The organism is Leucothrix arctica (genome assembly GCF_003172895.1).
Lineage (GTDB): Bacteria > Pseudomonadota > Gammaproteobacteria > Thiotrichales > Thiotrichaceae > Leucothrix > Leucothrix arctica.
In genome coordinates, this window is the sequence record NZ_QGKL01000043.1 from 131,440 (window position 1) to 155,617 (window position 24,178).

The following is a 24,178-nucleotide window of genomic DNA, read 5'->3' on the forward strand; positions in this document are numbered from 1 at the left end:
TGCCCCTTATTTATTTCTGAAGCAATAACAATAAAATACCATGTGAATTCATAAATTTAGCTATTGAAAGGGAGACTATTATGGCTGATGCTCAGGTAAAAGGTGCGTTAAGCGAGGAGGAACTCCAAGACTTAGTCGCCTCCTCCGATACAGGGTCGAGGTCGCCCAAAGGCGCAGTAGGAACATTTCTAGCAGTAGTAGCCATCATCTGGGCTGCCTTCCAAATCATATTAGCCTCGCCCGCTTCCAACTACATATTACCCGGCGATCTAATCAATAACTCTCGTCAGATTCACCTAGCCTTCGCGCTATTCCTAGCCTTCATGGCTTACCCCGCTCTCAAGTCAAGTCCTCGTCACTACATACCCGCGTTAGATTGGGCAATGGCGTCTATTGGTGCTTTTATTGCACTGTACGGATTTGTGTTTTACCAAAAGATTGTTGATGCCGGTGGACTGGCAGATGACGTTGATAAATGGGTAGCACTCGCAGGTTTGATCCTATTGTTTGAAGCAGCACGTCGTGCGCTTGGCCCTGCTATGGCAATCATCGCAACGATCTTCTTATTCTACGTATTCTTTGGGTCTTCAGAATGGATCCCTGATGTTATACGTTGGAAAGGCGCATCCCTGAAAAAAGCAATGAGCCACATGTGGATTACCTCTGAAGGTGTCTTCGGTATTGCATTGGGTGTTTCCACTAAATTTGTATTCTTGTTCGTACTGTTCGGGGCATTACTCGATAAAGCCGGTGCAGGAAACTACTTCATCAAAATGGCCTTTGGCGCACTTGGACACTTAAAAGGTGGCCCAGCTAAAGCGGCTGTTGTTGGTTCTGCTGCAACAGGTCTTATCTCTGGTTCGTCGATCGCAAACGTGGTCACCACCGGTACCTTTACCATTCCGCTCATGAAACGAGTCGGCTTTAGCTCCGAAAAAGCCGGTGCGGTAGAAGTGGCAAGCTCGGTGAATGGCCAAATCATGCCACCGGTTATGGGTGCTGCGGCCTTCTTAATGGTTGAGTATGTTGGTATTTCTTACTTAGAAGTTATCACTCACGCCTTCCTACCTGCGGCAATCTCTTACATCGCTTTGGTTTACATCGTTCACTTAGAAGCGGTTAAAACTAACATGCCAACTATCGGTAATCGCGTTGTCTCTATGGGACGCACGATTGGTGGAATGGCCGCCTTCTTCATCGGTTTTGCCGCACTCTGTTACGGGGTGAAGTTCCCTGTCAACTGGGTCGTCTCTGCCCTTCCTGAAAGCTCAGGTGTCGTGCTAACGGCTATGGTCGGTGTTGCTTACGTCATACTACTTTGGGTTGCTTCTAAAGTACCTGACCTTGAGCCAGATGACCCTAACGCAGAAACAGTTGAGCTGCCTGTCGTTGGTGAAATCTACAAAGCCGGTCTTTACTACCTACTGCCTATCATCGTGTTGGTTTACTTCTTGATGATTGAGCAAAAGTCTCCTGGACTATCTGCATTCTGGGCGACGGCATTACTATTCTTCATCCTACTAACGCAACGTCCGCTTAAAGCGATGTTCCGTGGTAGTGGAGAGTTTGTTCGCTCATTTAAAGATGGAGTGGCTGACTTAATCGACGGTCTTATTGACGGCTCTCGTAACATGATCGGTATTGGTCTAGCGACTGCAACGGCTGGTGTTATCGTTGGAACAGTGACGCTAACAGGTGTTGGTCAAGTCATGGCTGACCTTGTTGAGTTCTTATCTGGTGGTAACTTGATCCTAATGTTGGTGATGGTTGGTTTACTGAGCCTTATCTTAGGTATGGGTCTACCGACAACGGCTAACTACATCGTTGTATCATCATTGATGGCGGGTGTGGTTGTTGAGCTTGGCGCACAGTCAGGTTTGATCGTACCGCTAATCGCTGTTCATCTATTCGTGTTCTACTTTGGAATCATGGCTGACGTAACCCCGCCGGTTGGACTGGCCAGTTTTGCCGCCGCCGCTGTATCGGGTGGTGACGCGATTAAGACGGGTTTCGTTGCATTCTTCTATTCACTAAGAACTATCGCGCTACCGTTTGTGTTCATCTTCAATACCGACTTATTGTTAATTGATGTGGGCTTTGCGCAAGGTGTGCTGGTATTCGTGATTGCTTCTATTGCGATCCTTATATTTACCGCTGGAACAATGGGCTGGTTTATCACTAAGAGTCGTTTCTATGAAAGCATTGCATTGATTCTGATCTCGTTTGCACTGTTCAGACCTGACTTTGTTATGGATCACATTCAACCACCATTTAAGGCAGTACCTGCGGTACAGGTTACGTCTGCATTGGATGATGCTAAGTCGGGTGATGAGGTTCGATTGATTGTTTCTGGTCCTGACTTTGACACTGGCGAAATCAAGGAAACAACGTTGGTTGTTAGCATTGATGGCGATAAGTCTGGTGCTGATCGACTCAGCGAGACTGGCCTTGCGTTGATTGCTGAAGGTGATGTCATGAAGATGGATGAGCCGGGCTTTAGCTCTCCTTACGTTAAGACACTTGAGTCTTTTGACTTCTACGGCGACAAGCCTGTTGAGATCAAGACTGTTCAAGCTTCTGCATCTCAGTTACCAAAAGAGTTAGTGTTTATTCCTGCGCTATTGCTACTGTTTGGTGTTGTGTTACTACAGCGTCGAAGAGTTGAGAAAGTCGCACCTGTATCAACAGACAAAAAGGAGGTTGCAGCATGAGTAACTCTATACTTTGCGCAATTGATATCAGTCATCCTGACAAGGATAACAAGGTACTGGAAGCAGCAGCTAAGCTTGCAGTAATGGATGATGCACAGCTAGATGTGATCACCGTTGTGCCTGACTTTGGAACTAGCTTAGTGAGTGGCTTTTTTAATGAGGAGCACAAAGAGCAAATCATTAGCGAGGCTAAGCAGTCTTTGAAGAAGCAAGTCATCAAGGTTGTTGGTGAGGACTTTGATAAGAAAGTCCGCCACATCATCGCTTTTGGTAAAACTTACCAAGAAGTGCTGAAGGTTGCTGAAAAGACTGAGCCATCAATGATTGTTGTTGGTGCGCACAAGCCTGACTTTTCTGACTATCTGCTGGGTGCGAATGCGGCACGTATTATTCGACACTCTAAGTGTACGGTGCACGTTGTTCGGTAGTTGATTGGTTTGTTTTAGATAGATATAGAAAGGTGCTTCGGCGCCTTTTTGTTGTCTGGTGGTTACACTTTTATGCGCATAAAAGTGCGGAATTTTACATTTTTCTGCGCGTAAAAGTGTGAAGTCAGTCCCCCTACTTTCTACAAAAAATCAGCCAACGAATAATAAACACCACCGCTCATCGCTTATGATAAAATCATGACCACTCCCACCCAATAACGGCAAGCAACAAAAAGGCAGCGTGAATGGCTACGAACAAAGCAGAAAAAACCGAAAAGAACCAAAAAAGCTTTGAAGAAGCCCTTTGGGACTCCGCCAACAAACTGCGCGGCAGTGTTGAATCTTCTGAATACAAGCACGTTGTCCTCAGCCTTATCTTCCTCAAATTTGCCAGTGACAAGTTTGAAGCCCGTCGCCAAGAGCTAATCGACGAAGGCAAAGAAAACTACCTAGAAATGGTAGACTTCTACACCGCTAAAAACGTCTTCTACCTACCCGAAGAATCACGCTGGTCGTACATCAAACAACACGCCAAGCAAGACGACATCGCGATCAAGATTGATACCGCCCTGCACACGGTCGAGAAAAACAACAAAGCCCTCAAAGGCGCACTGCCAGACAACTACTACTCACGCTTAGGCATGCAGTCGAAAGACCTCGCCTCACTGATCGACACCATCAGCAATATCGACATCTCAAGCGACAAAGAAAATGACATCGTTGGGCGCGTGTATGAATACTTCCTAGGCAAGTTTGCCGCATCCGAAGGTAAAGGCGGTGGTGAGTTCTACACGCCAAAATGCATCGTTAACCTCATCGCAGAAATGATAGAGCCGTACAAAGGCAAAATCTACGACCCATGCTGCGGGTCTGGGGGAATGTTTGTGCAGTCGATTAAATTTATCGAAAGCCACCACGGAAACAGCAAAGACATCTCCATTTACGGGCAGGAAAACACCGCCACCACTTACAAACTAGCGAAGATGAATCTGGCGATTCGCGGTATCTCTGGCAACTTGGGCGACGTACCCGGCAACACCTTTTTTAAAGACCAGCACCCCGACTTAAAAGCCGACTTCATCATGGCCAACCCGCCCTTTAACCAAAAAGACTGGCGCGACAAAGCCGAGTTGGTCGATGACCCACGCTGGGCAGGTTACGACACACCACCGACTGGCAACGCCAACTACGCATGGATACAACACATGATCTCCAAGCTGTCCGAACACGGCACAGCAGGATTTGTACTAGCGAATGGCTCCATGTCCACCGCGACCAGTGGCGAGGGCGTGATACGCCAGCAGATTATTGATAATGACTTGGTGGACTGCATGATCGCGCTACCCGGTCAGTTGTTCTATACCACACAGATACCTGTGTGCTTATGGTTTATCAATCGTGACAAACAAGCGCAATCTGCTGCCAGTAAAGAACGTGGCTTTAGAAACCGCAAAGGCGAAACGCTGTTTATCGATGCGCGCAACATGGGCAGCATGATCAGCCGTACACACAAAGAACTCACCACCGACGACATTAAAACCATCACTGACACTTATCACACATGGCGTACTGAGTCGGACGTGACTTATGAAGACGAAGCAGGTTATTGCAAGTCAGCAACGCTGGATGAGATTAAGGCGAATGACTATGTGCTTACGCCGGGTCGTTACGTGGGCGCTGCGCCGATTGAGGATGATGGAATACCATTTGAAACTAAAATGACCGAGTTAAGCCAAACGCTGTATGGACAGATGGAAGAGTCTGAAAAGCTAGATGCGGTGATTAGGAAAAATTTGGGGGTGTTGGGTTATGGGGAATGAATGGACACTAAGCACTCTAGGTGATCTAGCAGAAATTGAAATGGGGCAATCCCCAAAAGGAGATGCTTGCAACTCAGATGCCGTCGGCACCCCATTACTAAATGGCCCCACTGAGTTTGGTACAAGACACCCCTACCCAACACAATTTACAACCGACCCAAAGAGATTTGCAAAGGAAGATGACATTCTATTTTGTGTTCGTGGCTCAACAACAGGAAGAATGAACTGGGCTGATAAAGAGTATGCAATTGGAAGGGGGTTAGCCGCTTTTAGACATAAAAAAGGGAGCGAATACAAAAGCTTTTTACGTGGCATAATCGACTCTAAAGTCCCAGAATTATTATCTTCTGCAACTGGTTCTACCTTTCCTAATGTTAGTAAAGCTCAATTACATGAGCTAGAAATTTTAGTACCGCCACTCCAAGAACAAAAAGCCATAGCCCACATCCTTGGCTCACTAGACGACAAAATCGAACTCAACCGCCAAATGAATGAAACGCTGGAAGCAATGGCGCAAGCTTTGTTTAAAAGCTGGTTTGTGGACTTTGACCCCGTTATCGACAATGCACTTGCCGCTGGGAATGCTATTCCTGATGTCTTTGCTGAACGTGCGGAAAAGCGAAAGGCTGTGAAAAAGGATGAGGTGGTTAATCCGCTGTTTCCTGATGCGTTTGAATATACGGAGGAGATGGGGTGGATTCCGCAGGGGTGGGAGACTTCTAACCTTGCAGATTTAACCACCGAATTACGACGAGGTATTTCTCCTAAATATACTGAAGAAGATGGTGTGAAAGTCGTCAATCAAAGATGTATCAGAGAGCATAAAATTAATTTCTCAGTATGTAGGAAAAACGATATATCTCTTAGGAAAGTAGATGGTAGGTTTTTGGAGGTAGGAGATTTACTTATTAACTCAACTGGGGTCGGTACTTTAGGGAGAATGGCGCAAGTAACATTTCTTGACGAACCAACAGTCGTAGACTCTCATGTCACTGTTGTACGACCAAACCCTGAAAAGTATAAGCCTTACTCTTTCGCACAGATGATGATCTCTATTGAACCTCATGTAGAGTCAATGGGGTTAGGTAGTACAGGACAAACAGAATTGAGCAGATCTGATTTAAGCGAATTAATAACCATCGTTCCAAATACGAAACTACAGCAATTTGTAGAATATATTTTTATTAGCAACACCGAAAAAATAGTATTTAACTCAAAACAGAGCATTTCTTTAACTAAACTCCGCGACACACTACTCCCCAAACTCCTCTCAGGCGAACTTCGCATTCCTGATGCTGAAAAGCTTGTAGAACAAGCGACTAGATAAAGAGCTTACTGGTTTTCTTAAGAGTTCAGTTGTTCGGAAATTTCGGACAACTGAAACAGGCTACAGAAAATCAAAATGCACCTAGCTTTCAACGTGTAAGCATTTCTTACAGGTTCGAGAAAACTTTCATACTAATCGACCAAGTTAAAATGCTCCTTGAAGCAGTGCATACGAAAATTACCCTTATTTTGTAGCTGATTTACTCCAAATTAACCCTTACTTTGTGACAAATTAAGAGCTAATTAACCCTAACTTTAGGAAGTCACCAAAGTATTCAATAGCTTCCGGCTAGCCATTTTCAATAAGTTTGAATTGATAGAACGAGTAACTCCGCACCAAAAACATTCTTTCTATTTAGCGCTAAATAGCGTATTTTTGACAATATACGTCAAAAAACAAAGATTAAGCCTATGTTGATCCAGTTTTCAGTGAAAAACTATCGCTCGATTAAAGACGAAGCCGAGCTGCAAATGATTACCGACTCAGGTAAAGAACTGCTCGATAGCAACACCTTCCAACCTGATGCAAAAGGCGCGAGTAATTTCGGCCTAATGAAAAGTGCAGTTGTGTATGGTGCAAATGCGGCTGGAAAGTCTAATATCATCAACGCCCTCTCAAAAATGCAGTGGCTAGTTTTAAACTCAGCCACTAAGTTACAGTCCGGCGAAGCGCTGGATATTGAGCCTTTTAAGTTTTCAGTAGATAGTATTAACGAGCCAACTGAGTTCAATATGGACTTTATTAGCGAAGGCATTCGTTATCAATATGGCTTCTCTGCTAACAATGAAAGAGTGCTGGAAGAGTGGCTTTTTGCCTACCCTAATGGACGTGCTCAAACCTGGTTTATGCGTGAGTATGATAAAGAAAGTGAGCAATACAGCTGGACTAAAGACAGCTATCTATCTGGTGCCAAATCGACATGGAAAGAAGCAACTCGCGATAACGCATTGTTCTTGTCTACGGCCATTCAACTCAATAGCAAACAACTTGTTCCAATTTATCATTGGCTCACAAGAAAATTGAAGATTATTAGAACTCATGAGCTAAATGATATCCAGACTGCTCAGAAGATTATGAGTAATAGCAAAATTAAGAAGGATGTACTTACTTTCCTAAAAGCAGGAGATTTAGGGATTGAAGACATTAAAGTTAACAAAAGTAAGATTGGCAGCCCCAACCTTATACCTAAATCAGTTGAACAGTCATCTATTGATTTGAGTGATAAATTTAGTGAAATGCTTAAATCGGTGGTTCCCGCTATAAATAACGAACTCTATCAAATGGGTCATATAACCATACACACTGGCCACCGCCTAGAAGATGGCAGCTTCCAATACCTAGACCTAAAAGAAGAATCCGACGGCACACAGCGCATGTTTGCCTTTGCCGCTCCATTAGTAGAAAGCCTACAAGATGGTGCTGTCGTCTTCATTGACGAACTAAACAACAGCCTACACCCAACTATGGTGAAGTTCTTAGTCTCGCTATTTAACAGCGCAGACAGCAATGCAAACAACGCCCAGCTGGTCTTCACCACTCACGAAACCTCGATCCTAAGTCAGGACGTATTCCGCCGTGACCAAATCTGGTTTTGCGAAAAGAACAAAGCACAATCAACAACACTTTACTCACTGAGCGACTTCAAAGTCAGAAAAGGCGCAGACAATATCGAGCGCAACTACCTATCGGGTAAATACGGGGCATTGCCGTTTATTGATAAGTCGAACTTAGGTGATCTTCATGGCTAGAAAACCGAAGTCGTCTAAGCGTAAAAAAGCTGAGAAAGAACCTTACGATAAGGTACTGATAGTCTGTGAAGGTGAGAAAACAGAGCCACACTACTTTCAAGAAATACAGTCTCATTACCAAATATCATCGCTGAATATTGTGATTGATGGTGACTCAGGCTCGAACCCTAGTTCAGTGGTTAGTCACGCAAAAGCGTTAGCCAAAAGAGAAGAAAAGCGTGACTCGCCCTTCGACAAAGTTTATTGCGTCATAGATAGAGACAATCACCCTTGTTATGACAGTGCCTTGGCGCAAATTAAAGCGCAAAAGGGCGATGTATTTCAAAGCGCACAATCTGTGCCTAGCTTCGAGTTTTGGTTATTACTGCACTTTGAGTACACCACTCGCGGCTATGTCTCGCAGCAAGGTAATAGTGTTGGCGCTCAAGTGCTTAGCGATCTAAAAAAACAAGACGGTATGTCGCAGTATGACAAGGGCGAAAAAGGTAGTTTTAAAAGATTATTTGATCGTCTCGAAACTGCCAAGACCAATGCAACAAGAGGGTTGGTAGCTGCGGAACGAAATGATACGGATAACCCATCAACGCATGTACATCTATTGGTGGAATATTTACAGAGGATTAAGGGATCCAATGAATAAACAATCATTCTCACCTAACCATTCAGTTATCTGGAAATTCCGGACAACTAAAACAGCAACTAACAGGGTCTAATAGTGCCAACTCAACCGCCCTTCACTATTTCTGCCAACGTCATTCACCTAGTCAGTCGTATTAGTGAATCACTAGGTAGAATCAATCAAGACTACCTACAAAGTTCGCCACAGCTTAGAAAGCAAAACCGCATTAAAACCATAGCAGGTACGCTGGCGATTGAAGGTAACACGCTGAGTTTGGAGCAGATCACCGCCATTATGGAAGGCAAGCATGTGCTGGGTGAGCCAAAGGAAATTGCTGAGGTACATGGTGCGATAGCGGCTTATGAGAAGCTGCCAGAGTGGCGTGCTAATAGTGAAGAGGACTTCCTGGCTGCGCATGGCTTGCTGATGAGCGAGATTCTAAAAGATGCAGGAAAGTTTAGAAGTCAGGGTGTCGGCATTCACCAAGGTGAGAAAGTGGTGCACGTTGCACCACAAGCCAATCGTGTGCCGCTTCTTGTTCAAGACCTTTTTAACTGGGCTGAAACGTCAGATCAGCATCCTTTGATTGTAAGCAGTGTGGTGCATTACGAGTTGGAGTTCATCCACCCGTTTATGGATGGCAATGGCCGTATGGGACGTTTGTGGCAGACGTTATTACTCGGTCAGTGGAAGCCTGTATTTTTCTTATTGCCACTTGAGAGTGTGATTAAAGATCGTCAGCAAGCGTATTACGATGCATTGGGCGCTGCTGATAAAGCAACGGACAGTTTACCGTTCATTGAGTTTATCTTAGAAGCAATTGATAGTGTGTTGCAGGAAAATTTGCAGAACATAGACACTGAGAGTGACCAAGTAACTGACCAAGCTAGTGACCAAGTTAAATCGCTACTAAAGATACTGGACATTCAGTACCTGGCAGTACCAGAGATGATGGAAAGACTCTCGCTTTCACACCGTACCTATTTCAGAAAGAACTACCTAAATCCAGCGATAAAACTGGGCTTGGTTGAAATGAGTCACCCTGAAAAGCCGCGTAGTCCAAAGCAGAAGTACCGAAAACAACAGTGATATTTTATTTCCACTCAGCACGAAGCTTAGCTATATAAGCATCAACTTCGGCAGCTGACTGAAACAAACCACTTCCCTTATTTTTTCCCGCGAGAGAAAGCAGCGAAGGCTTGCTCTTGCTCTTGTTCTTTTTCTTTGGCGTATTAGTCATTTGTTACCTCACCTTTATCATAAAATAGACAGTGCTTAAAACTTAGTTGTGCAATATAGTATCGAAAGTAACAGAAAAAGAGACTATATACATGGCCTTAGTCATTCTGCTAACGGTAGTGACAGCCTTGTACTTTGTAACCAAAGTTGGGCGTGAAAAAATAATCGTATTCAATCAAATGGCGATTAAGCAGTTTCAGTTTAAGCCTGTCAGCTTAGACCGTATGTACGCGTTCGCCTTTGTAAATATCCTATTGCTGATTGGGGTTCTCTCGCTAAACTGGGCTTCTTTTGGTCTGGCTGTAACAACCTCAGCATTGATCGTCTTTTTGCTGTATATAAATATTAAGCGGCGCTCGACTGCAAATATTGCGCTCAAGTCACTCGGCTACTTAGCTTTCTACGGAAGCGTAGGCTTAGCAGGAATTGCATGTGTCATGATCAGTTACATGCTCGTCGGACACTATAATCAAGATAGCAACGATCAATATTGGTTCTAATCCTATGAAATTCACAGAAGCCGAATTAGAAAAATCCATCATCGCCCTACTCGGTGAGCAAGGTTATCCGCACGTCTTAGGTTGTGACATCAGTCGCGGTGCTAAGGGTTTGGAAGAGGTCTTAATCAAAGACGATATTCGTGCTTTCCTGTCTACGCAATACGCCGCTGAAAACATCACTGATTCAGAGATCGAAGCAACCATTCGCCAGTTAGAAGCGTTCTCTGCAACCGACTTATACGATAGCAATAAAGCGATTATGAAGTTGCTGTGTGACGGTTTTCAGCCGGAGCGTGAAGACCGCAACGAGAAGGATTTACACGCTTACTTTATCGACTATGAAAACGTGGATAACAACCGCTTTAAGCTGGTGAGTCAGTTTGAGATTCAGGGGCATGAGAACAAGCGCATTCCGGATGCGATTTTGTATATTAACGGTCTGCCGTTGGTGGTGTTTGAGTTTAAAAGCCCGATTCGTGAAAAAGCGGACTGTAGTGAGGCGTATACCCAAATCACCACACGTTATCGCCGCGATATTCCAGAGCTATTTAAGTACAACGCGCTGTGTGTGATTAGTGATGGTGTGAATACCAAATCAGGTTCGTTCTTTGCGGGTTACGGTTTCTTTTACGCGTGGCGCAAGATCACGGGTGAAGAGGTCGTCGATAAAGACGGGATTGATTCGCTCTACACCATGATTCAGGGTTTGTTTGACAAGCAGCGCTTGCTGGATGTGATTCACAACTTTAACTACATGCCGGATACGGGTAACGAGGAGATCAAAATCCTGTGTCGTTATCCGCAGTATTACGCGACCAATAAGCTGTTTGAGAATATTAAGCAGCATATGAAACCTGATGGCGATGGTAAAGGCGGCACGTACTTTGGCACGACGGGTTGCGGTAAGAGTTTTACCATGTTGTTTTTGTCGCGTTTGTTGATGAAAAGTGTGGCGTTAGCGAGTCCGACAATTGTGTTAATTACCGACCGTACCGACTTGGATGATCAGCTGTCTCAGACCTTTGGTAAGGCGAAAAGCTATATTGGTGATGACACGATTACGTCTGTGGAGAGCCGTTTGCAGTTGCGTGAGTTGTTGCAAGATCGTGAGAGTGGCGGTGTGTTTTTAACGACGATTCATAAGTTTACTGAAGACATCGCGCTGCTGACTGATCGCACCAATGTGATTTGTATTTCAGATGAGGCGCACCGTAGCCAAACCAATCTCGACCAGAAACTGACTTTTGATATTGAGAAAGGTACTTATAAAAAGACTTACGGCTTTGCTAAGTATCTGCATGACTCACTACCCAACGCAACTTACGTTGGTTTTACGGGAACGCCTGTAGACGCGACTTTGGATGTGTTTGGTGAGGTGGTGGACGCGTATACCATGACTGAGTCGGTGCATGACAAAATCACCGTACCGATTGTGTACGAAGGCCGTGCGGCCAAGGTGTTTCTGGATAATCAAAAGTTGATGGAAATCGAGGACTATTACGAGGACTGCGTGAGCGAAGGTGCGACGGAGTATCAGGTTGACGAGAGTAAGAAAGCGTCTGCGTCGATGTATTCGATTTTGGGCGACCCTGACCGTTTGCAAGCTTTAGCGAAGGACTTTGTACAGCATTATGAAAACCGTGTGACTGAGAGGTCGTCGGTTAAGGGTAAGGCGATGTTTGTGTCTAGCTCGCGGCAGATTGCGTTTGACTTGTATCAAGAGTTGATTGCGCTGCGTCCTGAGTGGGCAGAGGTGAAAAAGCCTGATTTTACGGACTCGACGTTAAGCGAGAAAAAGCGCGATGAAGTCATGCCGATGGAAACCGTCAAAATGATTATGACGCGTGGTAAGGATGATAAGAAAACGCTGTACAACATGCTTGGCACGAAGGAATACCGCAAGAAGTTGGATGGCCAGTTTAAGAAAGCGGAGTCGAACTTCAAAATCGCGATCGTGGTGGATATGTGGCTAACGGGCTTTGATGTGCCATTTTTGGATACTATTTATATTGATAAGCCGCTACAAAAGCACAATCTGATTCAGACCATTTCACGGATAAATCGTAACTACGAAGACGACGGTGTGGTTAAAGACAAGGGTTTGGTGGTTGATTATATCGGGATTAAAAACCAGATGAATCAAGCCTTGGCACAGTATTCTAAAAACGATGCCAGCAATATTGAGGAGATCGAGCAGTCGATTGTAGTAGTGCGTGATCATTTGGATTTGTTAAATCGTGCGTTTCATACATTTGATAAATCGCCCTACTTTGGTGGTGAGCCTAAGCAGAAGTTGAAGTGTTTACGGTTGGCCGCTGAGTTTGTCCAAGAGACTCAGAAACAAGAAAAGCGCTTTATGGACTTGGTGAAGCGACTGAAAGCGGCTTACGACATTTGCTCTGGTAGTGATGCGTTTACCCCGCAAGAGCGTGACCAGATTCATTTCTATTTTGCGATTCGTTCGATCATTTACAAACTTACTAAAGGCGACGCGCCAGACACAGCGCAGATGAATGCCCGTGTGCGTGAGATGGTGAAGGAAGCACTGCACAGCGAAGGCGTTGAGGAAGTGTTTAAGATGGGCGAAGGCGCGGCTTCGCAGGTAGATATTTTTGAAGAGGCGTACATGGAACGCATCAAAAATATGAAAATGCCGAATACTAAGATCAAACTGTTAAAGCAGATGTTGAAGCAAGCGATTGGTGACTTGAAGAAGGTGAATAAGGTCAAGGGCATGGACTTTACACAGCGCTTTCAGACCTTGGTGAATAAGTATAATGAGCGGGATATTGATGAGGATGGCTTACATAACGAAATTACCGATGAGATTTTCTCGTTAATTAGTGACTTGAAAAATGTGATGGCGTCGGGCGATGAGCTAGATATTAGCTTTGAGGAGAAGGCGTTTTACGATATTTTGAAAACCTTGGCTCATAAGTACAACTTTGAGTTTGAGGAAGAAAAGTTGTTGGAGCTTTCTAAAGCAGTGAAGGTGCTGGTGGACGATAAGGCGAAATATACAGATTGGTCAAAGCGGGATGATATTAAATCTGAGCTTAAAATGGATTTGATTATGCTATTGGCGGATCATGGATATCCGCCAGTCGATCGTGATGAGGTTTATCAGGAAGTGTTTGATCAGGCGGAGAGTTACAAGCAGCATCGTTGATGCTTAACGTTTAAATTATTTTGGAGCAGCCAAACTAGGTTGCTTAAAAAACAATGCTGGACTGATATTAAAGCGATTTGAAAGCGCCTGAACATGCTCTTTAGTTAGCTTTCTAGAGCCACTCAAAATCATAGACACTAAGCTTTTACTGCCTATAACGTCTTTAAGGTCATCGGCTTTAATTTGGTACTGATCCATAACCGTACGCAACGTCGCTAACCCATCATCTAAGTTTGCTATACGCTCATTAAAGTCTGCAAACTCATCCGCTTCGTCTTCCCAACGCTCTATAGAAACAGATAATACTTCGATCAAAGGCTTGTACATATCGTACTCCTCTATCAACTCATCCATCAGCTCTAATGCTTGGTGGTACTCGTCATCATTTTTAATATGACTGACAAAACCAGCCATTGAAAATAATTCTAGTGCGGTATTTTTTACTTGGCTAAAGTTACTCATTTTGACTCCTTAGCGTATCTGCTGCAAAGCCTGTCATACTCACTATGAGACACAATATGCTTTACAAACATTCGGTTATCACGGAACTCGATAAATGCGAGTAGCCGTAAATTATTGCCACCTATATCTATGACATACCATTTATCTTTATATTTAAAGTTATCCAGACTTGGAAACAAATTTTTCATTTCTAAAGGATCACTGAAATGGCCGTTCCTCAATGTTTTGTAGAGTGCTTCGATGGCAACCGCATCATTGGGATATTTCTTAGCTGCGTCATTAAATGGTTTTCTTGAAATTACGTGCATGCATGCCTTCAGTTCACTTTTTGTGAATATAGCACATGCAAAAAGAGTTCACAATTAGTGAACTAAAAACGGTTTGTATTCTTGAGACAACCTAAGTAGTCGCATTCATCACAACTCCGAATTGATTTTTAGAGTTATTTATATAGTGCGGAAAGCTAGCGACATCAAGCCGGCATAGCCACCTGCTCCTTAGCCAATCTCAACCAAGTCTTCACTGTACCCAACGGCTGGCCCATCTTCTTAGCCAACTCAGAGTGCGAATAACCGTGGTAACAAGAAAGAATCAAACACTCTTGTTGAAGTGGCTTCAAGCCTTTCACAGCCTCTAATAGTCGAGCCATATCCGTCGTCACATCGTGCGCTGTTTCAGGTGTTGCAACATCGCCTTCCAAGTTTTCAACGTAATCACCACACTCATCTTGATAATGACGTACTTTTAAAGCGCGTAACTTGTCACGAGCCGTATTAGTAGCAATGGTACGCATCCAAGTCATCGCGCCGCTCTTGCTTGCTTGGTATGTACCTGCTTTTTGCCAAATCTTTAAAAAGGCATCTTGTAATACGTCTTCAGCAATTGATTCGCTCTTCATCATACCAACTAGCACACCAAACAGTTTAGGTGATGTCAGATCATAAAGAGTCTTGAATGCTTTCTGGTCTTGTGAAGCGCTACGTAATAATAAGTCATTTAAATCAGTCATGGTCTATCTCCTAAAGTAAGGGGTTCGTTGTTTCAGAACATGCTGAAACAATACTTTTAGGGTGCTTTCCATTCTTAAACTTTTTATAAACTTTCTGTTGAATAACTGTGACAACCGCAATAAATCAATGTTTACAGAATGTTTATAATTTGGTGAAACTTCCGTTATTTCGCCGGACTAAACTCTATCTCGAACTTACCAACTAAGAGATGAACAAAATGAAAAGACAAATCGTACTTGGCAGCGTCGCTCTATCAATGGCACTAGCTAGCTCAATGGCAAGCGCAGCAACATTCACAGTAGAAGTACAAAACCTGACACAAGGTATCTACTTCACTCCTTTACTAGTGGCCGCTCACGACAGCGACACGCACCTATTTCAGTCAGGCTCGACAGCGACAGCCTCACTACAAGCAATGGCAGAAGGCGGTAGCCTAGACGGTTTAACCGTTGATCTAGACGGCACAAGCGCACAGTACCAAGCAAACCCTGCGGGCGGCTTACTTGCACCGGGCGCTATTAGTCCTGCAACAGCAGAAATCAGTACACACGACACAGACAACAACTACATTTCAGTTGTTGCAATGATGCTGCCTACAAATGACGGATTCATCGGCTTAAACTCTTACAAGATCCCAACAGAAGCAGGTACATACACCGTCAACATCAACGGTTATGACGCAGGTACAGAAGCAAACGATGAGATTGTAAATGGCGGCGGCGCAGCAGGTACACCTGGTATTCCAGCAGCACCGGGTGGTGACGCAGGTTCTGGCGGTACGGGCGCAGCAGGTGCAGATACAAACCCTACTGTTCACATTCACCGTGGCGTTTTGGGTGACACTGACGCAACGGGCGGTACTAGTGACCTAGACAGCCGTATTCACCGTTGGTTAAACCCAGTTGCTCGCGTAACAATCACTGTGAAATAAGGGGTATGACTATGAGTATTTCTATAAAAAATAAACGCTCGACGATGCGTTTAGTGGTGCCACTGGTTGCCGCTGCATTTCTAGCAGCGTGTAATGGTAGTAGTAAAAATGACGATGTTGAAACGGACACGGAAAATCGTACCTTTCAAATAACAGTGACTAATTTGACGGCTAACCAGCCGCTATCACCGTTAGCGGTTATTGCACACAAGTCAGGCTATCACGCATTTACCGAAGGCAGTCCAGCATCAGCAGGTTTGGAGCAGTTGGCAGAAAGTGGTGCTAATGGTGACTTACTGGCAGAAGCGGCAGGTTACGCTGAGTACCTAGACAGCAACTCCGGCACTGGCGCAATTGGCCCAGGTGGTTCTGCAACGGTTGAAGTGAGTGTGACTGAAGGAAGCCAGACTTACCTATCCATCGTTTCGATGCTGGTAAACACTAACGACGGCTTTACCGCAGCGGATAACTACGACATCAGTGGTTTGAGTGTTGATGAGTCTAGCAGCATGACACTCCCTGTTTGGGATGCTGGAACGGAGCTAAACAGCGAAGCTGATGGCACTATTCCCGGCCCTGCTAACGGCGGTGAAGGTTACAGTGCAGCACGTGATGACATCGTAGACTTCGTGGCTATTCACCGTGGTGTGATTAGTAGTGATGATGGTTTATCAAGCTCGATTTTGAATGAAAGTCACCGCTTTGATAACCCAGCCGCTCGCTTAACGGTTAAGCGCATCGACTAAGTTGTGTTGAGTATGTCATCAAGTAAAGCAGTGATTCACGCATGATGGCATACTCTAACTGCAACTAGACTCCATATAACAGGATAATTCATGAACCACATTGCCATTGTTGAAGACGATAACTCGATTGCTGAAATGCTGTCATTTCACATGAAAGCGCAGGGTTATCAGGTAACGCACTTTGCCGATGGTGAAGTCGCGAGGCAAAACCTGTTACGTGAGAGTTACGATATTGTGCTGTTGGACATTATGTTGCCCAACTGCAATGGCTTGGATATTTGCAAAGAGCTACGTCAAAAGAACCCTTCTATTCCGATACTGATGCTGACCTCGTTAGACGGTGAAGCGGATCGTGTTATTGGTTTGGAGCTGGGTGCAGATGACTACCTAACCAAGCCGTTTAGTATGCGCGAGTGTACTGCACGTGTGAAAGCCTTGTTGCGTCGCTCGCAACTGGCTGCACCTGTTGAAGAAGCGATTGAAAGCGTTGATGAAAAGCTCAGTATTGATGAGCTAAACCTAGACGCTGGCAGTCGTGTTGTGTGCATGAATGAGGTACTGATCGAGCTGACAGCGCGTGAGTTTGACCTATTATTTTACCTTGCTAAAAACGCTGGCCGAGTCTATTCCCGTTCGCAGTTATTGGACGCGGTTTGGGGTTATAGCCATGACGGTTACGAGCACACCATAAACACGCACATCAACCGTTTGCGTAATAAACTAAAGCGCAGTAACGGCAAGAGTGAATTCATTCAGACTGTCTGGGGCGTGGGTTATAAGTTTTACCGCCCAGATGAGGATGGCTCATGATTAAGGGACTTTACCGTCGCTTAGCACTGGTTTTATTCATCGTATTTTTATCGTTGGGTGCGGTGCTTTTTTGGGTGTACGACAATGCGAGTCACCAACTTCAGCAGGAAACTGCACAAAAGTTGCACCTTAACCTTGCGAGCTATTTAGTCAGCGACATCGCGCTATACCCCGGCGATGAGCTAAACAGTGAAAACGTGAAAGAAGCGTTTAACACGGTGATGCGACTTGACCCAGGCACCGAGCTTTATGTGGTTGGTCTGGACGGTAAGGTGCTTGAGTACAAAGCGCCTCATGAAAAGATCATTAATCATCATATTGACTTAGCACCGGTTAAAACCTTCATATCTAACAAAGAATTCAAGCTAACGCTCGGTGTAGACCCGCGCTCGAATAAGAAAAAGGCCTTCTCTGCCGCGCCCATTTTAAATGCGAATGGCGAAATGCTGGCTTACCTTTACATCATTATTCAAGGTGAGGTTTATGACGACGCTGCCTCACTGATTAATGCGAATAAAACTTGGTTGATTAGTCTCAGTATTATTACTGCGGCATTGGCGTTTTTGCTGCTTTCGGCCCTGTTGCTATTTTATAAACTGACGCGCCCTTTGGTTGAGCTAAAGCGCGAAGTGGCTGCGTTTGAGAAGTCTGGTTTTAAAGAACAACTTAATGCAAATGGCGCATTGCAAGCCGGTGACCAAGATGGTGATGAGTTACAAGCCTTGCGTGGATCGTTTTATCGCATGGGTAACACTATTGTTGATCAGATCAGCTACTTACGTAAACACGACAAAACGCGCCGTGAATTTCTAGCGCACGTTTCGCATGACCTGCGTACTCCGCTGGCTGGCATGCGTGCTTATTTGGAAACACTGCAACTGCGTGGTGATGACTTATCTGAAGCTGATCGTCATGACTTTTTGGATAAGGCGCTACTGACCAACCACAAACTGACGGGCATGATTGATGAGTTGTTTGAGTTAGCACGACTGGAACATGGTCAAGTAGATGTTAACCCTGAGCTGACTCGCCTGTCTGACTTGTTGAGTGATCTTTATGCGTCGTTAAGTGGTTTAGCTAGTAACAAAGGCGTACACCTTGCGGTTGATATGCAAAACGAAGAGATCAATGCGTTTGTCGATGTTGCACGTCTTGATCGGGTGTTTCAGAACTTGGTGGGTAACGCGATTTTGTATACGCCAGCGGGCGGTACGGTGACTATTAGGGTACAAGAGCAGGATGACTTACAAGTGTTGGTCGCGATTGAAGACACGGGACAAGGCATTGCAGAAGAAGACTTGCCGTATGTGTTTGAGCCTTACTTCCGCTCGACTAATGGACAGCAGGCTTATCATAAAGGTAAGGGTCTTGGACTGGCGATTGCGTCTAAGTTATTGGCGCTGCATGAGTCTGAGCTGAAGGTTGAAAGTGAGTTGGGCAAAGGGACTCGGTTTGAGTTTAAATTACCCGCTTCTTAAACTAGACGCTTCAAATCCCCAACAACTGCGTCCAAAGCAACAACGTCACCAACGACAGCACCGTCGAATAAACAATAATCTGCGAGCTTTGCACTTCAAACGCGCCATAACGCATCGCCAATACATGCGCCAATGTGCCCGTCGGCAACGCATTCAATAACACCGCAACAATCAACCACTGCTCGCCCTGCATGCCAAAGGCTGCAAACACGCCCCACATGACGGCTGGCTGGACGAATAGCTTACAAAAAACGACCCAGAATATTTCAGTAACGTTGGTTTCAGTACGTGTCAGTTCAAAGCTCGCGCCCAAACAAAATAACGCCACAGGAATAGTCGTTGCCGCCACCATTTCAAGCGTAATGTTGATAGTTTCAGGAAGCTCTAACTGCAACACTGACGCTGCAATACCGGCCATCACCGACATAAATAACGGGTTACGTATCGTCGCTCGGTTGAGTGTATTGAGTAGTGACTTCACGTTCATGCCGTCGCCTTTTAATAGCTCGATCAGCAACTGCGAGCCACACACGACAAATATATTACTCGCAAGCACAATACCGATGGTGGCAGCGTTTGCTGACTCACCCAGTACGGTAAAAGAGATAGGAATCCCCATATAGGCGACGTTGGCGAAGTTTACATTTAAGTAGCGCAACACCAATGAAATAGCGTGCTTGGATTTAAAGTAGTAATAACAGACGAGGCAACAGATCGTACCTGTGATCATACACCCCACGGCAAATGCCATGAGACCCGGTGCATATAACAGCTCACCAATCGACTGTTTGCTGGTGGCGGTATACAGCAAGGCCGGTATGGCAAAGTAAAAGACGTACTGGTTAAGCCCCGGTAGCATTCGCACATCTAATAATGCGGTACGTTTAGCTAAGTAGCCCAACGCGATAAGCAAGAATAACGGAAGAATGCTGAAGAGTGTTTGTTGCATGCTTGGCCACTGGGTGAGGTTATTTGGCCATCAGTATAAGAGGGAATGGGTGTATTTAACTAGCCTAGTCATTGAACCATTCTTGATCTAAGTCAAGGCGACCTTCTTTAATTACCCGATAATAGATACAAGTCCCTAGCAGTCACTCGTTAATGACCTAGTGCGGCCCTAACCGCACTTTCTGCCGCTTCTGTTTGGAAGCGGCCTTTTTTTAAAAGGAGTGTGTAATGGCTATCAAAGATATACAAGTTCATGCGGATAACGATACTGCTTGCAACAAGCGCGTTGATCTCGCCGCCAACTTAGCTGAAAAAGTCGGTGCACATTTAACGGGTGTTTACGTTAGCAAATCATTTCCAATGCCGTCTTACGACATGTTCCCTGTGACTGCCGACGTCATTGAAGCCTATGACGACATTCTCACGAATAAAATCGCGAACGCTGAATCAATCTTCTATAAAGCGGTTGGCCAAGATAATGCCACCGTCAGCTGGAAAGCTATTCGTGGCTCATTTGCCTATGAGCTTGCCAATGGCGCTCGCTACAGCGACTTGTTGGTCATCGGACAGCCTGACTCAGATGACTTAGAGTCACTCAATAACGGTCTCGCGGATGAAGTGATTTTAGCCTCTGGCCGCCCTTGCCTAGTCATTCCATATACCTACACAACGGTTAACTTTGGCGAGTCACCACTGGTCGCGTGGGATGGAAGCCGTGAAGCTTCGCGCGCTATTCATGACGCACTTCCTCTGTTACAACTGGCTGGTAAGGCAACTATTCTTATCATTGAACCTGAAAAGTCAGATACAAATTTCTCTGATTTACCTGGCGCAATGATATCTGAGCATTTAGCACGACATGATATTGAGGTCACTGTCGAAATATCACGCGGTAGCGAGAATAGTACCGGCGATGAGATATTGGCCTTTACACAATCACACGAGCATGACCTGATAGTGATGGGTGCTTATGGTCACTCTCGCTGGCGTGAGATCGTCTTGGGTGGTGCGACACACAGTATTATCAAAAACATGACTGTTCCGGTATTTATGTCGCATTAAATATCACTGTTTTAACTCTACTCCCTTATAGGCATAAAGCTTCACCCTTTGCAGAACAAACCGCTATTAGTTTAGTAACGGTTGATATAATCTGGATACTCGTTAGAGCAACGAGGTAAAGCCAATGTCTAGTCCTGCAAAACACAATTGTAGTGTGTGTTCATTAAAAAAAATCTGTCTACCTACAGGCGTAGGTAAGGATGAACTTGAACGTTTAGAAGCCCTCGTGCAAGACACTAAAGTGCACCATACAAGTGATGAAGTGATTCGTCAGGAGTCTCCTTTCCGCAATCTTTACGCGGTTAAGTCAGGCATGTATAAGTCAGTGAAGCTAAATGATTTGGGCGAAGAGCGCGTAGTTGGCTTTCATTTACCCGGTGACATTATTGGCTTAGATGCGATCTACACTAAAACGTATTCTAGTAGCTTGGTTGCACTAACCACCTCAGTCCTTTGCCAGTTTAATTATGATCAGCTGGTTTTGTTGTCTGCAAAAATGCCAACGCTTCAAGCGCAGCTAATGCGACTGTCTAGCAAAGAAATCAACATCGCCAATGCCTTTCAAAATGCACAAACGGCTGAGCAAAAACTGGCTGGGTTTATTCATAACCTATCCGCTCGTAATGCTGAGCGCGGCTTCTCGTCTACCCAGCTTATTTTATCGATGTCTCGACAAGACATCGCTAGTCACATCGGCATGGCACCAGAAACGATTAGTCGTATCCTGAAGCAGTTCCAGTCCAACGATATATTGATTATTAATAAGCGTGAGATGAAAATCTTAGACCCTGCGCGACTACTTATAAGCACAGGCTGCGCACACGCTTAACTAAAACCTACTGGTTTTCATGCATATACAGCAGCGTCTGAGTCACCTGCTCTGGCGCTACACCAACTCGCTGCAACACCATGGTTGCTAGCTGAAGACTTGCCTCCAACGTTTCGGGCATAACCGCATCTGCGCCAGCAGCGTAAAGCTCATCACTATGCTGAGCGTCATGCGCTCGAACCAATACTGGCAGATCTGGCCAACGTCGTTTGATCGCCTCGACCACTTGAATCGCCACGTCTATTTGATCCAATGTAATCAACACAACTTTGGCCTTATCAGCGCCCACTTGCCTCAAGATATCAGGTCTCGCAGCATCGCCGTAGTACACAAGCTCTGACACTTCCCGACACCGCCTTACATTTTCCGAGTCTAAATCAAGCGCCACATAGTCTATTTCGTTTAACTTTAACGTGGCTGCGACTGACTTACCGACTCGACCATAACCCGCAATAATCACGTGATTAGTTAAGTCTTTTTCAGGATGCTCTGGTACCGACAAGTGCGCGTCAGACGGTGCAAACTTGGCCGCTAACACGCCTGCGATATAAACCAACAGCGGTGTAATCACCATCGATAAGCCCGCTAAAATAACCATGAACTGACCCACATCCGTCGGGATCAACTTATATACGGTAACTGCCTGACCAATCAGTACGAAAGCAAACTCGCCGGCTTCTGATAAGTACAAACCTGTGCGCAAAGCATCTTGAGTAGATAAGCCGAAGTAACGTGCGAGTAACACACCAACCACTGCTTTTATCGCCACCATACCCACCAGCGCCAGTGCTAGAAAGCCTGCTTTATCGATGACTAGGGAGAAGTCCAGCATCATCCCCACGCTCATAAAGAACATGCCTAGCAGCAGCCCTTTAAACGGCAATATCTCACCTTCAACTTGGTGTCTAAACTCTGTTTCGGCTAGCAATAAACCTGCAAGCAATGCGCCCAGAGTGAGCGATAACCCTGCGTAAGCAGTGAGTAACGAGGTCGCAAGCACGGACAATAAGATCATGGCAGTGAAGACATCCACGCTTTTAGTGCGCGCCACAAGGTGAAATACACGAACAAATATCAGCCTGCCGAGCAGTATAATAACCGCCACAACCACCACCGCTTTTAGGACTGCAAGGCCCAACGTAGTAAAAATTGGTACGTCTGCTTCCGCAGCAAGGATAGGGAGTAAAACCAGAATAGGCACGACCGCAAGGTCTTGGAACAGTAAAACAGCAAGACTGGCACGTCCGTGAGTGCTGGCCATTTCATTTCGTTCATTGAGTAACTGCATCACCATTGCGGTGGATGACAGTGCTAAACAAAGGCCTATGAGCAGTGACACCACAGGGCTATTGCCCCATGTAAATGCAACCATGCCAATGATCGTTGCACACAGCACAACGTGGATAGCACCTAAGCCAAAGATCAACTTACGATAGGCTTTTAAACGCTCAAAGGATAACTCTAAACCAATCGTAAACAGCAAAAACACAACGCCCAACTCAGCAATGTGGCTGACACTTTCAATATCAGAAACAATCGACAGTGCATGTGGGCCAATCAAAATACCGACCGCTAAATAGCCCAGTATCGGGCTTAACTTGATCTTATGACACAGCGGCACAATCAACACTACCGTCAGCAGGAAGGCAACCGTTTCAACTAAATAAGGTATTGGGATGTGTATCGCACTTGAGTCCATAACTTTGCATCGTTACTTTCTATAAAGCTTAATCATCGCATAAATAATGAGCTTTGAAAGCGCTACTTAAGCCTACATAGAGGCTACAAAACTCTCTATTTCTTTCATTTTATCGGCATCTGCGCCTTTTAGGTTCGTTTTGCACTCCGCAATTTCTTTAGCTTTGACACTAGCCGACGCGCCCGCCTTAAATTTACCAATCGCTTTTACGCAGTGTTTTGCAATGCGCTGAGCTGATGGCTTGGCTGCTGTTTCAATCGGCATCTTAAGTTTTACATCGTCCTCTGCCACACTCTTTTCTTTTTTGGCTCTTACTGGGCTAGAGATTTTATGTACGTCTATCTCTTCTACTTTAACTTTGGCTTTAGCTGGCGGAGGTGTTTGTGTGTAATGCATATTGCCATTTTCATCGACCCACTTATAAACACCCGCCAAACTCGAAGCTGATGCAAACAAGACAAGGGCTAGGCCTACTAATGTAATTTTATTATTCATTTTACGCTGACTTTATTTTTAGGTTATTGGGAGTCATGGAATCACACATAAAAATTAATTAATACCGCCTTACGACTAGTGGAAAGTCTGTGTTTTTATAAAATATATCGTGATTTTCTCAGGCTCAACGGCCGCTGGCACGTTATA

Annotated in this window: 22 protein-coding genes; 15 read left to right on the forward strand and 7 right to left on the reverse strand. The window is 45.0% G+C overall.

The window, feature by feature from the left end:
* Positions 1 to 80: 80 nt before the first annotated feature.
* The 7 genes from DKT75_RS21160 (at position 81) to DKT75_RS21190 (ending at position 9,742) form a co-directional block, all read left to right on the forward strand.
* On the forward strand, positions 81 to 2,711 hold the full coding sequence (locus tag DKT75_RS21160; RefSeq protein ID WP_170310694.1) for a TRAP transporter permease: 2,631 nt from the start codon (positions 81 to 83) through the stop codon (positions 2,709 to 2,711).
* The gene (locus DKT75_RS21165) at positions 2,708 to 3,139 is read left to right on the forward strand and encodes a universal stress protein (RefSeq protein ID WP_109826828.1); all 432 of its coding nucleotides are present in this window, start codon (positions 2,708 to 2,710) and stop codon (positions 3,137 to 3,139) included. Before DKT75_RS21160 ends, DKT75_RS21165 begins: the two co-directional genes overlap by 4 nt.
* Positions 3,140 to 3,384: 245 nt before the next feature.
* Entirely contained in the window at positions 3,385 to 4,959 is a 1,575-nt protein-coding gene (locus DKT75_RS21170; RefSeq protein WP_109826830.1) for a class I SAM-dependent DNA methyltransferase, read from the forward strand.
* Positions 4,949 to 6,286: a restriction endonuclease subunit S gene (locus DKT75_RS21175; protein ID WP_109826832.1), complete on the forward strand. Its 1,338-nt coding sequence runs from the start codon at positions 4,949 to 4,951 to the stop codon at positions 6,284 to 6,286. Before DKT75_RS21170 ends, DKT75_RS21175 begins: the two co-directional genes overlap by 11 nt.
* 410 nt (positions 6,287 to 6,696) lie before the next feature.
* Entirely contained in the window at positions 6,697 to 8,034 is a 1,338-nt protein-coding gene (locus DKT75_RS21180; protein WP_109826834.1) for an AAA family ATPase, read from the forward strand.
* The gene (locus DKT75_RS21185; protein ID WP_109826836.1) at positions 8,027 to 8,674 is read left to right on the forward strand and encodes an RloB family protein; all 648 of its coding nucleotides are present in this window, start codon (positions 8,027 to 8,029) and stop codon (positions 8,672 to 8,674) included. Before DKT75_RS21180 ends, DKT75_RS21185 begins: the two co-directional genes overlap by 8 nt.
* 75 nt (positions 8,675 to 8,749) lie before the next feature.
* The gene (locus tag DKT75_RS21190; protein ID WP_109826838.1) at positions 8,750 to 9,742 is read left to right on the forward strand and encodes a Fic family protein; all 993 of its coding nucleotides are present in this window, start codon (positions 8,750 to 8,752) and stop codon (positions 9,740 to 9,742) included.
* 4 nt (positions 9,743 to 9,746) lie between these two features.
* Here DKT75_RS21190 and DKT75_RS21865 read toward each other — a convergent pair whose 3' ends face one another.
* The gene (locus DKT75_RS21865) at positions 9,747 to 9,893 is read right to left on the reverse strand and encodes a hypothetical protein (RefSeq protein WP_158278938.1); all 147 of its coding nucleotides are present in this window, start codon (positions 9,891 to 9,893) and stop codon (positions 9,747 to 9,749) included.
* A 91-nt stretch (positions 9,894 to 9,984) separates the two neighbouring features.
* On the opposite strand from DKT75_RS21865, the gene DKT75_RS21195 reads away from it, so the two are divergent.
* Both DKT75_RS21195 and DKT75_RS21200 read left to right on the forward strand, forming a co-directional pair.
* Positions 9,985 to 10,392, forward strand: coding sequence for a hypothetical protein (locus DKT75_RS21195; protein ID WP_109826840.1), 408 nt, complete (start codon positions 9,985 to 9,987; stop codon positions 10,390 to 10,392).
* A gap of 4 nt (positions 10,393 to 10,396) precedes the next feature.
* Positions 10,397 to 13,561, forward strand: a complete 3,165-nt coding sequence (locus DKT75_RS21200; RefSeq protein WP_109826842.1) for a type I restriction endonuclease subunit R — start codon at positions 10,397 to 10,399, stop codon at positions 13,559 to 13,561.
* Positions 13,562 to 13,576: 15 nt separating this feature from the next.
* Here DKT75_RS21200 and DKT75_RS21205 read toward each other — a convergent pair whose 3' ends face one another.
* The 3 genes from DKT75_RS21205 to DKT75_RS21215 form a co-directional block, all read right to left on the reverse strand.
* Positions 13,577 to 14,023: a helix-turn-helix domain-containing protein gene (locus tag DKT75_RS21205; protein WP_109826844.1), complete on the reverse strand. Its 447-nt coding sequence runs from the start codon at positions 14,021 to 14,023 to the stop codon at positions 13,577 to 13,579.
* Positions 14,020 to 14,331: a type II toxin-antitoxin system HigB family toxin gene (locus DKT75_RS21210; RefSeq protein WP_109826846.1), complete on the reverse strand. Its 312-nt coding sequence runs from the start codon at positions 14,329 to 14,331 to the stop codon at positions 14,020 to 14,022. Before DKT75_RS21210 ends, DKT75_RS21205 begins: the two co-directional genes overlap by 4 nt.
* 164 nt (positions 14,332 to 14,495) lie before the next feature.
* Entirely contained in the window at positions 14,496 to 15,032 is a 537-nt protein-coding gene (locus tag DKT75_RS21215) for an RNA polymerase sigma factor (protein WP_109826848.1), read from the reverse strand.
* A gap of 218 nt (positions 15,033 to 15,250) precedes the next feature.
* On the opposite strand from DKT75_RS21215, the gene DKT75_RS21220 reads away from it, so the two are divergent.
* The 4 genes from DKT75_RS21220 to DKT75_RS21235 all read left to right on the forward strand — a co-directional run bounded on the left by DKT75_RS21220 (position 15,251) and on the right by DKT75_RS21235 (position 18,998).
* Positions 15,251 to 15,964, forward strand: coding sequence for a spondin domain-containing protein (locus DKT75_RS21220; RefSeq protein ID WP_109826850.1), 714 nt, complete (start codon positions 15,251 to 15,253; stop codon positions 15,962 to 15,964).
* Between the two features lie 11 nt (positions 15,965 to 15,975).
* A complete protein-coding gene (locus DKT75_RS21225) occupies positions 15,976 to 16,710 on the forward strand; it encodes a spondin domain-containing protein (RefSeq protein WP_158278939.1) in 735 nt (244 codons plus the stop codon).
* 90 nt (positions 16,711 to 16,800) lie between these two features.
* Positions 16,801 to 17,520, forward strand: coding sequence for a response regulator transcription factor (locus DKT75_RS21230; protein ID WP_109826854.1), 720 nt, complete (start codon positions 16,801 to 16,803; stop codon positions 17,518 to 17,520).
* Complete coding sequence (locus DKT75_RS21235) at positions 17,517 to 18,998, forward strand: sensor histidine kinase (protein ID WP_109826856.1); 1,482 nt, start codon at positions 17,517 to 17,519, stop codon at positions 18,996 to 18,998. Before DKT75_RS21230 ends, DKT75_RS21235 begins: the two co-directional genes overlap by 4 nt.
* 10 nt (positions 18,999 to 19,008) lie before the next feature.
* Here DKT75_RS21235 and DKT75_RS21240 read toward each other — a convergent pair whose 3' ends face one another.
* Positions 19,009 to 19,947: an AEC family transporter gene (locus tag DKT75_RS21240; protein WP_109826859.1), complete on the reverse strand. Its 939-nt coding sequence runs from the start codon at positions 19,945 to 19,947 to the stop codon at positions 19,009 to 19,011.
* A 227-nt stretch (positions 19,948 to 20,174) separates the two neighbouring features.
* Between DKT75_RS21240 and DKT75_RS21245 the strand changes: the two genes are divergently transcribed.
* Both DKT75_RS21245 and DKT75_RS21250 read left to right on the forward strand, forming a co-directional pair.
* Complete coding sequence (locus DKT75_RS21245; protein ID WP_109826861.1) at positions 20,175 to 21,008, forward strand: universal stress protein; 834 nt, start codon at positions 20,175 to 20,177, stop codon at positions 21,006 to 21,008.
* 124 nt (positions 21,009 to 21,132) lie between these two features.
* The gene (locus DKT75_RS21250; protein ID WP_109826863.1) at positions 21,133 to 21,837 is read left to right on the forward strand and encodes a helix-turn-helix domain-containing protein; all 705 of its coding nucleotides are present in this window, start codon (positions 21,133 to 21,135) and stop codon (positions 21,835 to 21,837) included.
* Between the two features lie 7 nt (positions 21,838 to 21,844).
* On the opposite strand, the gene DKT75_RS21255 is transcribed toward DKT75_RS21250, so the two are convergent.
* A complete protein-coding gene (locus tag DKT75_RS21255; protein WP_109826865.1) occupies positions 21,845 to 23,536 on the reverse strand; it encodes a monovalent cation:proton antiporter-2 (CPA2) family protein in 1,692 nt (563 codons plus the stop codon).
* A gap of 72 nt (positions 23,537 to 23,608) precedes the next feature.
* Positions 23,609 to 24,031, reverse strand: coding sequence for a DUF4124 domain-containing protein (locus DKT75_RS21260; protein WP_109826867.1), 423 nt, complete (start codon positions 24,029 to 24,031; stop codon positions 23,609 to 23,611).
* Between the last annotated feature and the right edge of the window lie 147 nt (positions 24,032 to 24,178).

What these genes read in the sequence shown, in the direction of transcription:
- DKT75_RS21865 (WP_158278938.1), bottom strand. Translation starts at nt 9,893, where the DNA reads ATGACTAATACGCCAAAGAAAAAGAACAAGAGCAAGAGCAAGCCTTCG.
- DKT75_RS21200 (WP_109826842.1), top strand. Translation starts at nt 10,397, where the DNA reads ATGAAATTCACAGAAGCCGAATTAGAAAAATCCATCATCGCCCTACTC.
- DKT75_RS21225 (WP_158278939.1), top strand. Translation starts at nt 15,976, where the DNA reads ATGAGTATTTCTATAAAAAATAAACGCTCGACGATGCGTTTAGTGGTG.
- DKT75_RS21180 (WP_109826834.1), top strand. Translation starts at nt 6,697, where the DNA reads ATGTTGATCCAGTTTTCAGTGAAAAACTATCGCTCGATTAAAGACGAA.
- DKT75_RS21175 (WP_109826832.1), top strand. Translation starts at nt 4,949, where the DNA reads ATGGGGAATGAATGGACACTAAGCACTCTAGGTGATCTAGCAGAAATT.
- DKT75_RS21230 (WP_109826854.1), top strand. Translation starts at nt 16,801, where the DNA reads ATGAACCACATTGCCATTGTTGAAGACGATAACTCGATTGCTGAAATG.
- DKT75_RS21240 (WP_109826859.1), bottom strand. Translation starts at nt 19,947, where the DNA reads ATGCAACAAACACTCTTCAGCATTCTTCCGTTATTCTTGCTTATCGCG.
- DKT75_RS21205 (WP_109826844.1), bottom strand. Translation starts at nt 14,023, where the DNA reads ATGAGTAACTTTAGCCAAGTAAAAAATACCGCACTAGAATTATTTTCA.
- DKT75_RS21220 (WP_109826850.1), top strand. Translation starts at nt 15,251, where the DNA reads ATGAAAAGACAAATCGTACTTGGCAGCGTCGCTCTATCAATGGCACTA.
- DKT75_RS21215 (WP_109826848.1), bottom strand. Translation starts at nt 15,032, where the DNA reads ATGACTGATTTAAATGACTTATTATTACGTAGCGCTTCACAAGACCAG.
- DKT75_RS21185 (WP_109826836.1), top strand. Translation starts at nt 8,027, where the DNA reads ATGGCTAGAAAACCGAAGTCGTCTAAGCGTAAAAAAGCTGAGAAAGAA.
- DKT75_RS21255 (WP_109826865.1), bottom strand. Translation starts at nt 23,536, where the DNA reads ATGGACTCAAGTGCGATACACATCCCAATACCTTATTTAGTTGAAACG.
- DKT75_RS21160 (WP_170310694.1), top strand. Translation starts at nt 81, where the DNA reads ATGGCTGATGCTCAGGTAAAAGGTGCGTTAAGCGAGGAGGAACTCCAA.
- DKT75_RS21210 (WP_109826846.1), bottom strand. Translation starts at nt 14,331, where the DNA reads ATGCACGTAATTTCAAGAAAACCATTTAATGACGCAGCTAAGAAATAT.
- DKT75_RS21235 (WP_109826856.1), top strand. Translation starts at nt 17,517, where the DNA reads ATGATTAAGGGACTTTACCGTCGCTTAGCACTGGTTTTATTCATCGTA.
- DKT75_RS21260 (WP_109826867.1), bottom strand. Translation starts at nt 24,031, where the DNA reads ATGAATAATAAAATTACATTAGTAGGCCTAGCCCTTGTCTTGTTTGCA.
- DKT75_RS21250 (WP_109826863.1), top strand. Translation starts at nt 21,133, where the DNA reads ATGTCTAGTCCTGCAAAACACAATTGTAGTGTGTGTTCATTAAAAAAA.
- DKT75_RS21170 (WP_109826830.1), top strand. Translation starts at nt 3,385, where the DNA reads ATGGCTACGAACAAAGCAGAAAAAACCGAAAAGAACCAAAAAAGCTTT.
- DKT75_RS21195 (WP_109826840.1), top strand. Translation starts at nt 9,985, where the DNA reads ATGGCCTTAGTCATTCTGCTAACGGTAGTGACAGCCTTGTACTTTGTA.
- DKT75_RS21245 (WP_109826861.1), top strand. Translation starts at nt 20,175, where the DNA reads ATGGCTATCAAAGATATACAAGTTCATGCGGATAACGATACTGCTTGC.
- DKT75_RS21165 (WP_109826828.1), top strand. Translation starts at nt 2,708, where the DNA reads ATGAGTAACTCTATACTTTGCGCAATTGATATCAGTCATCCTGACAAG.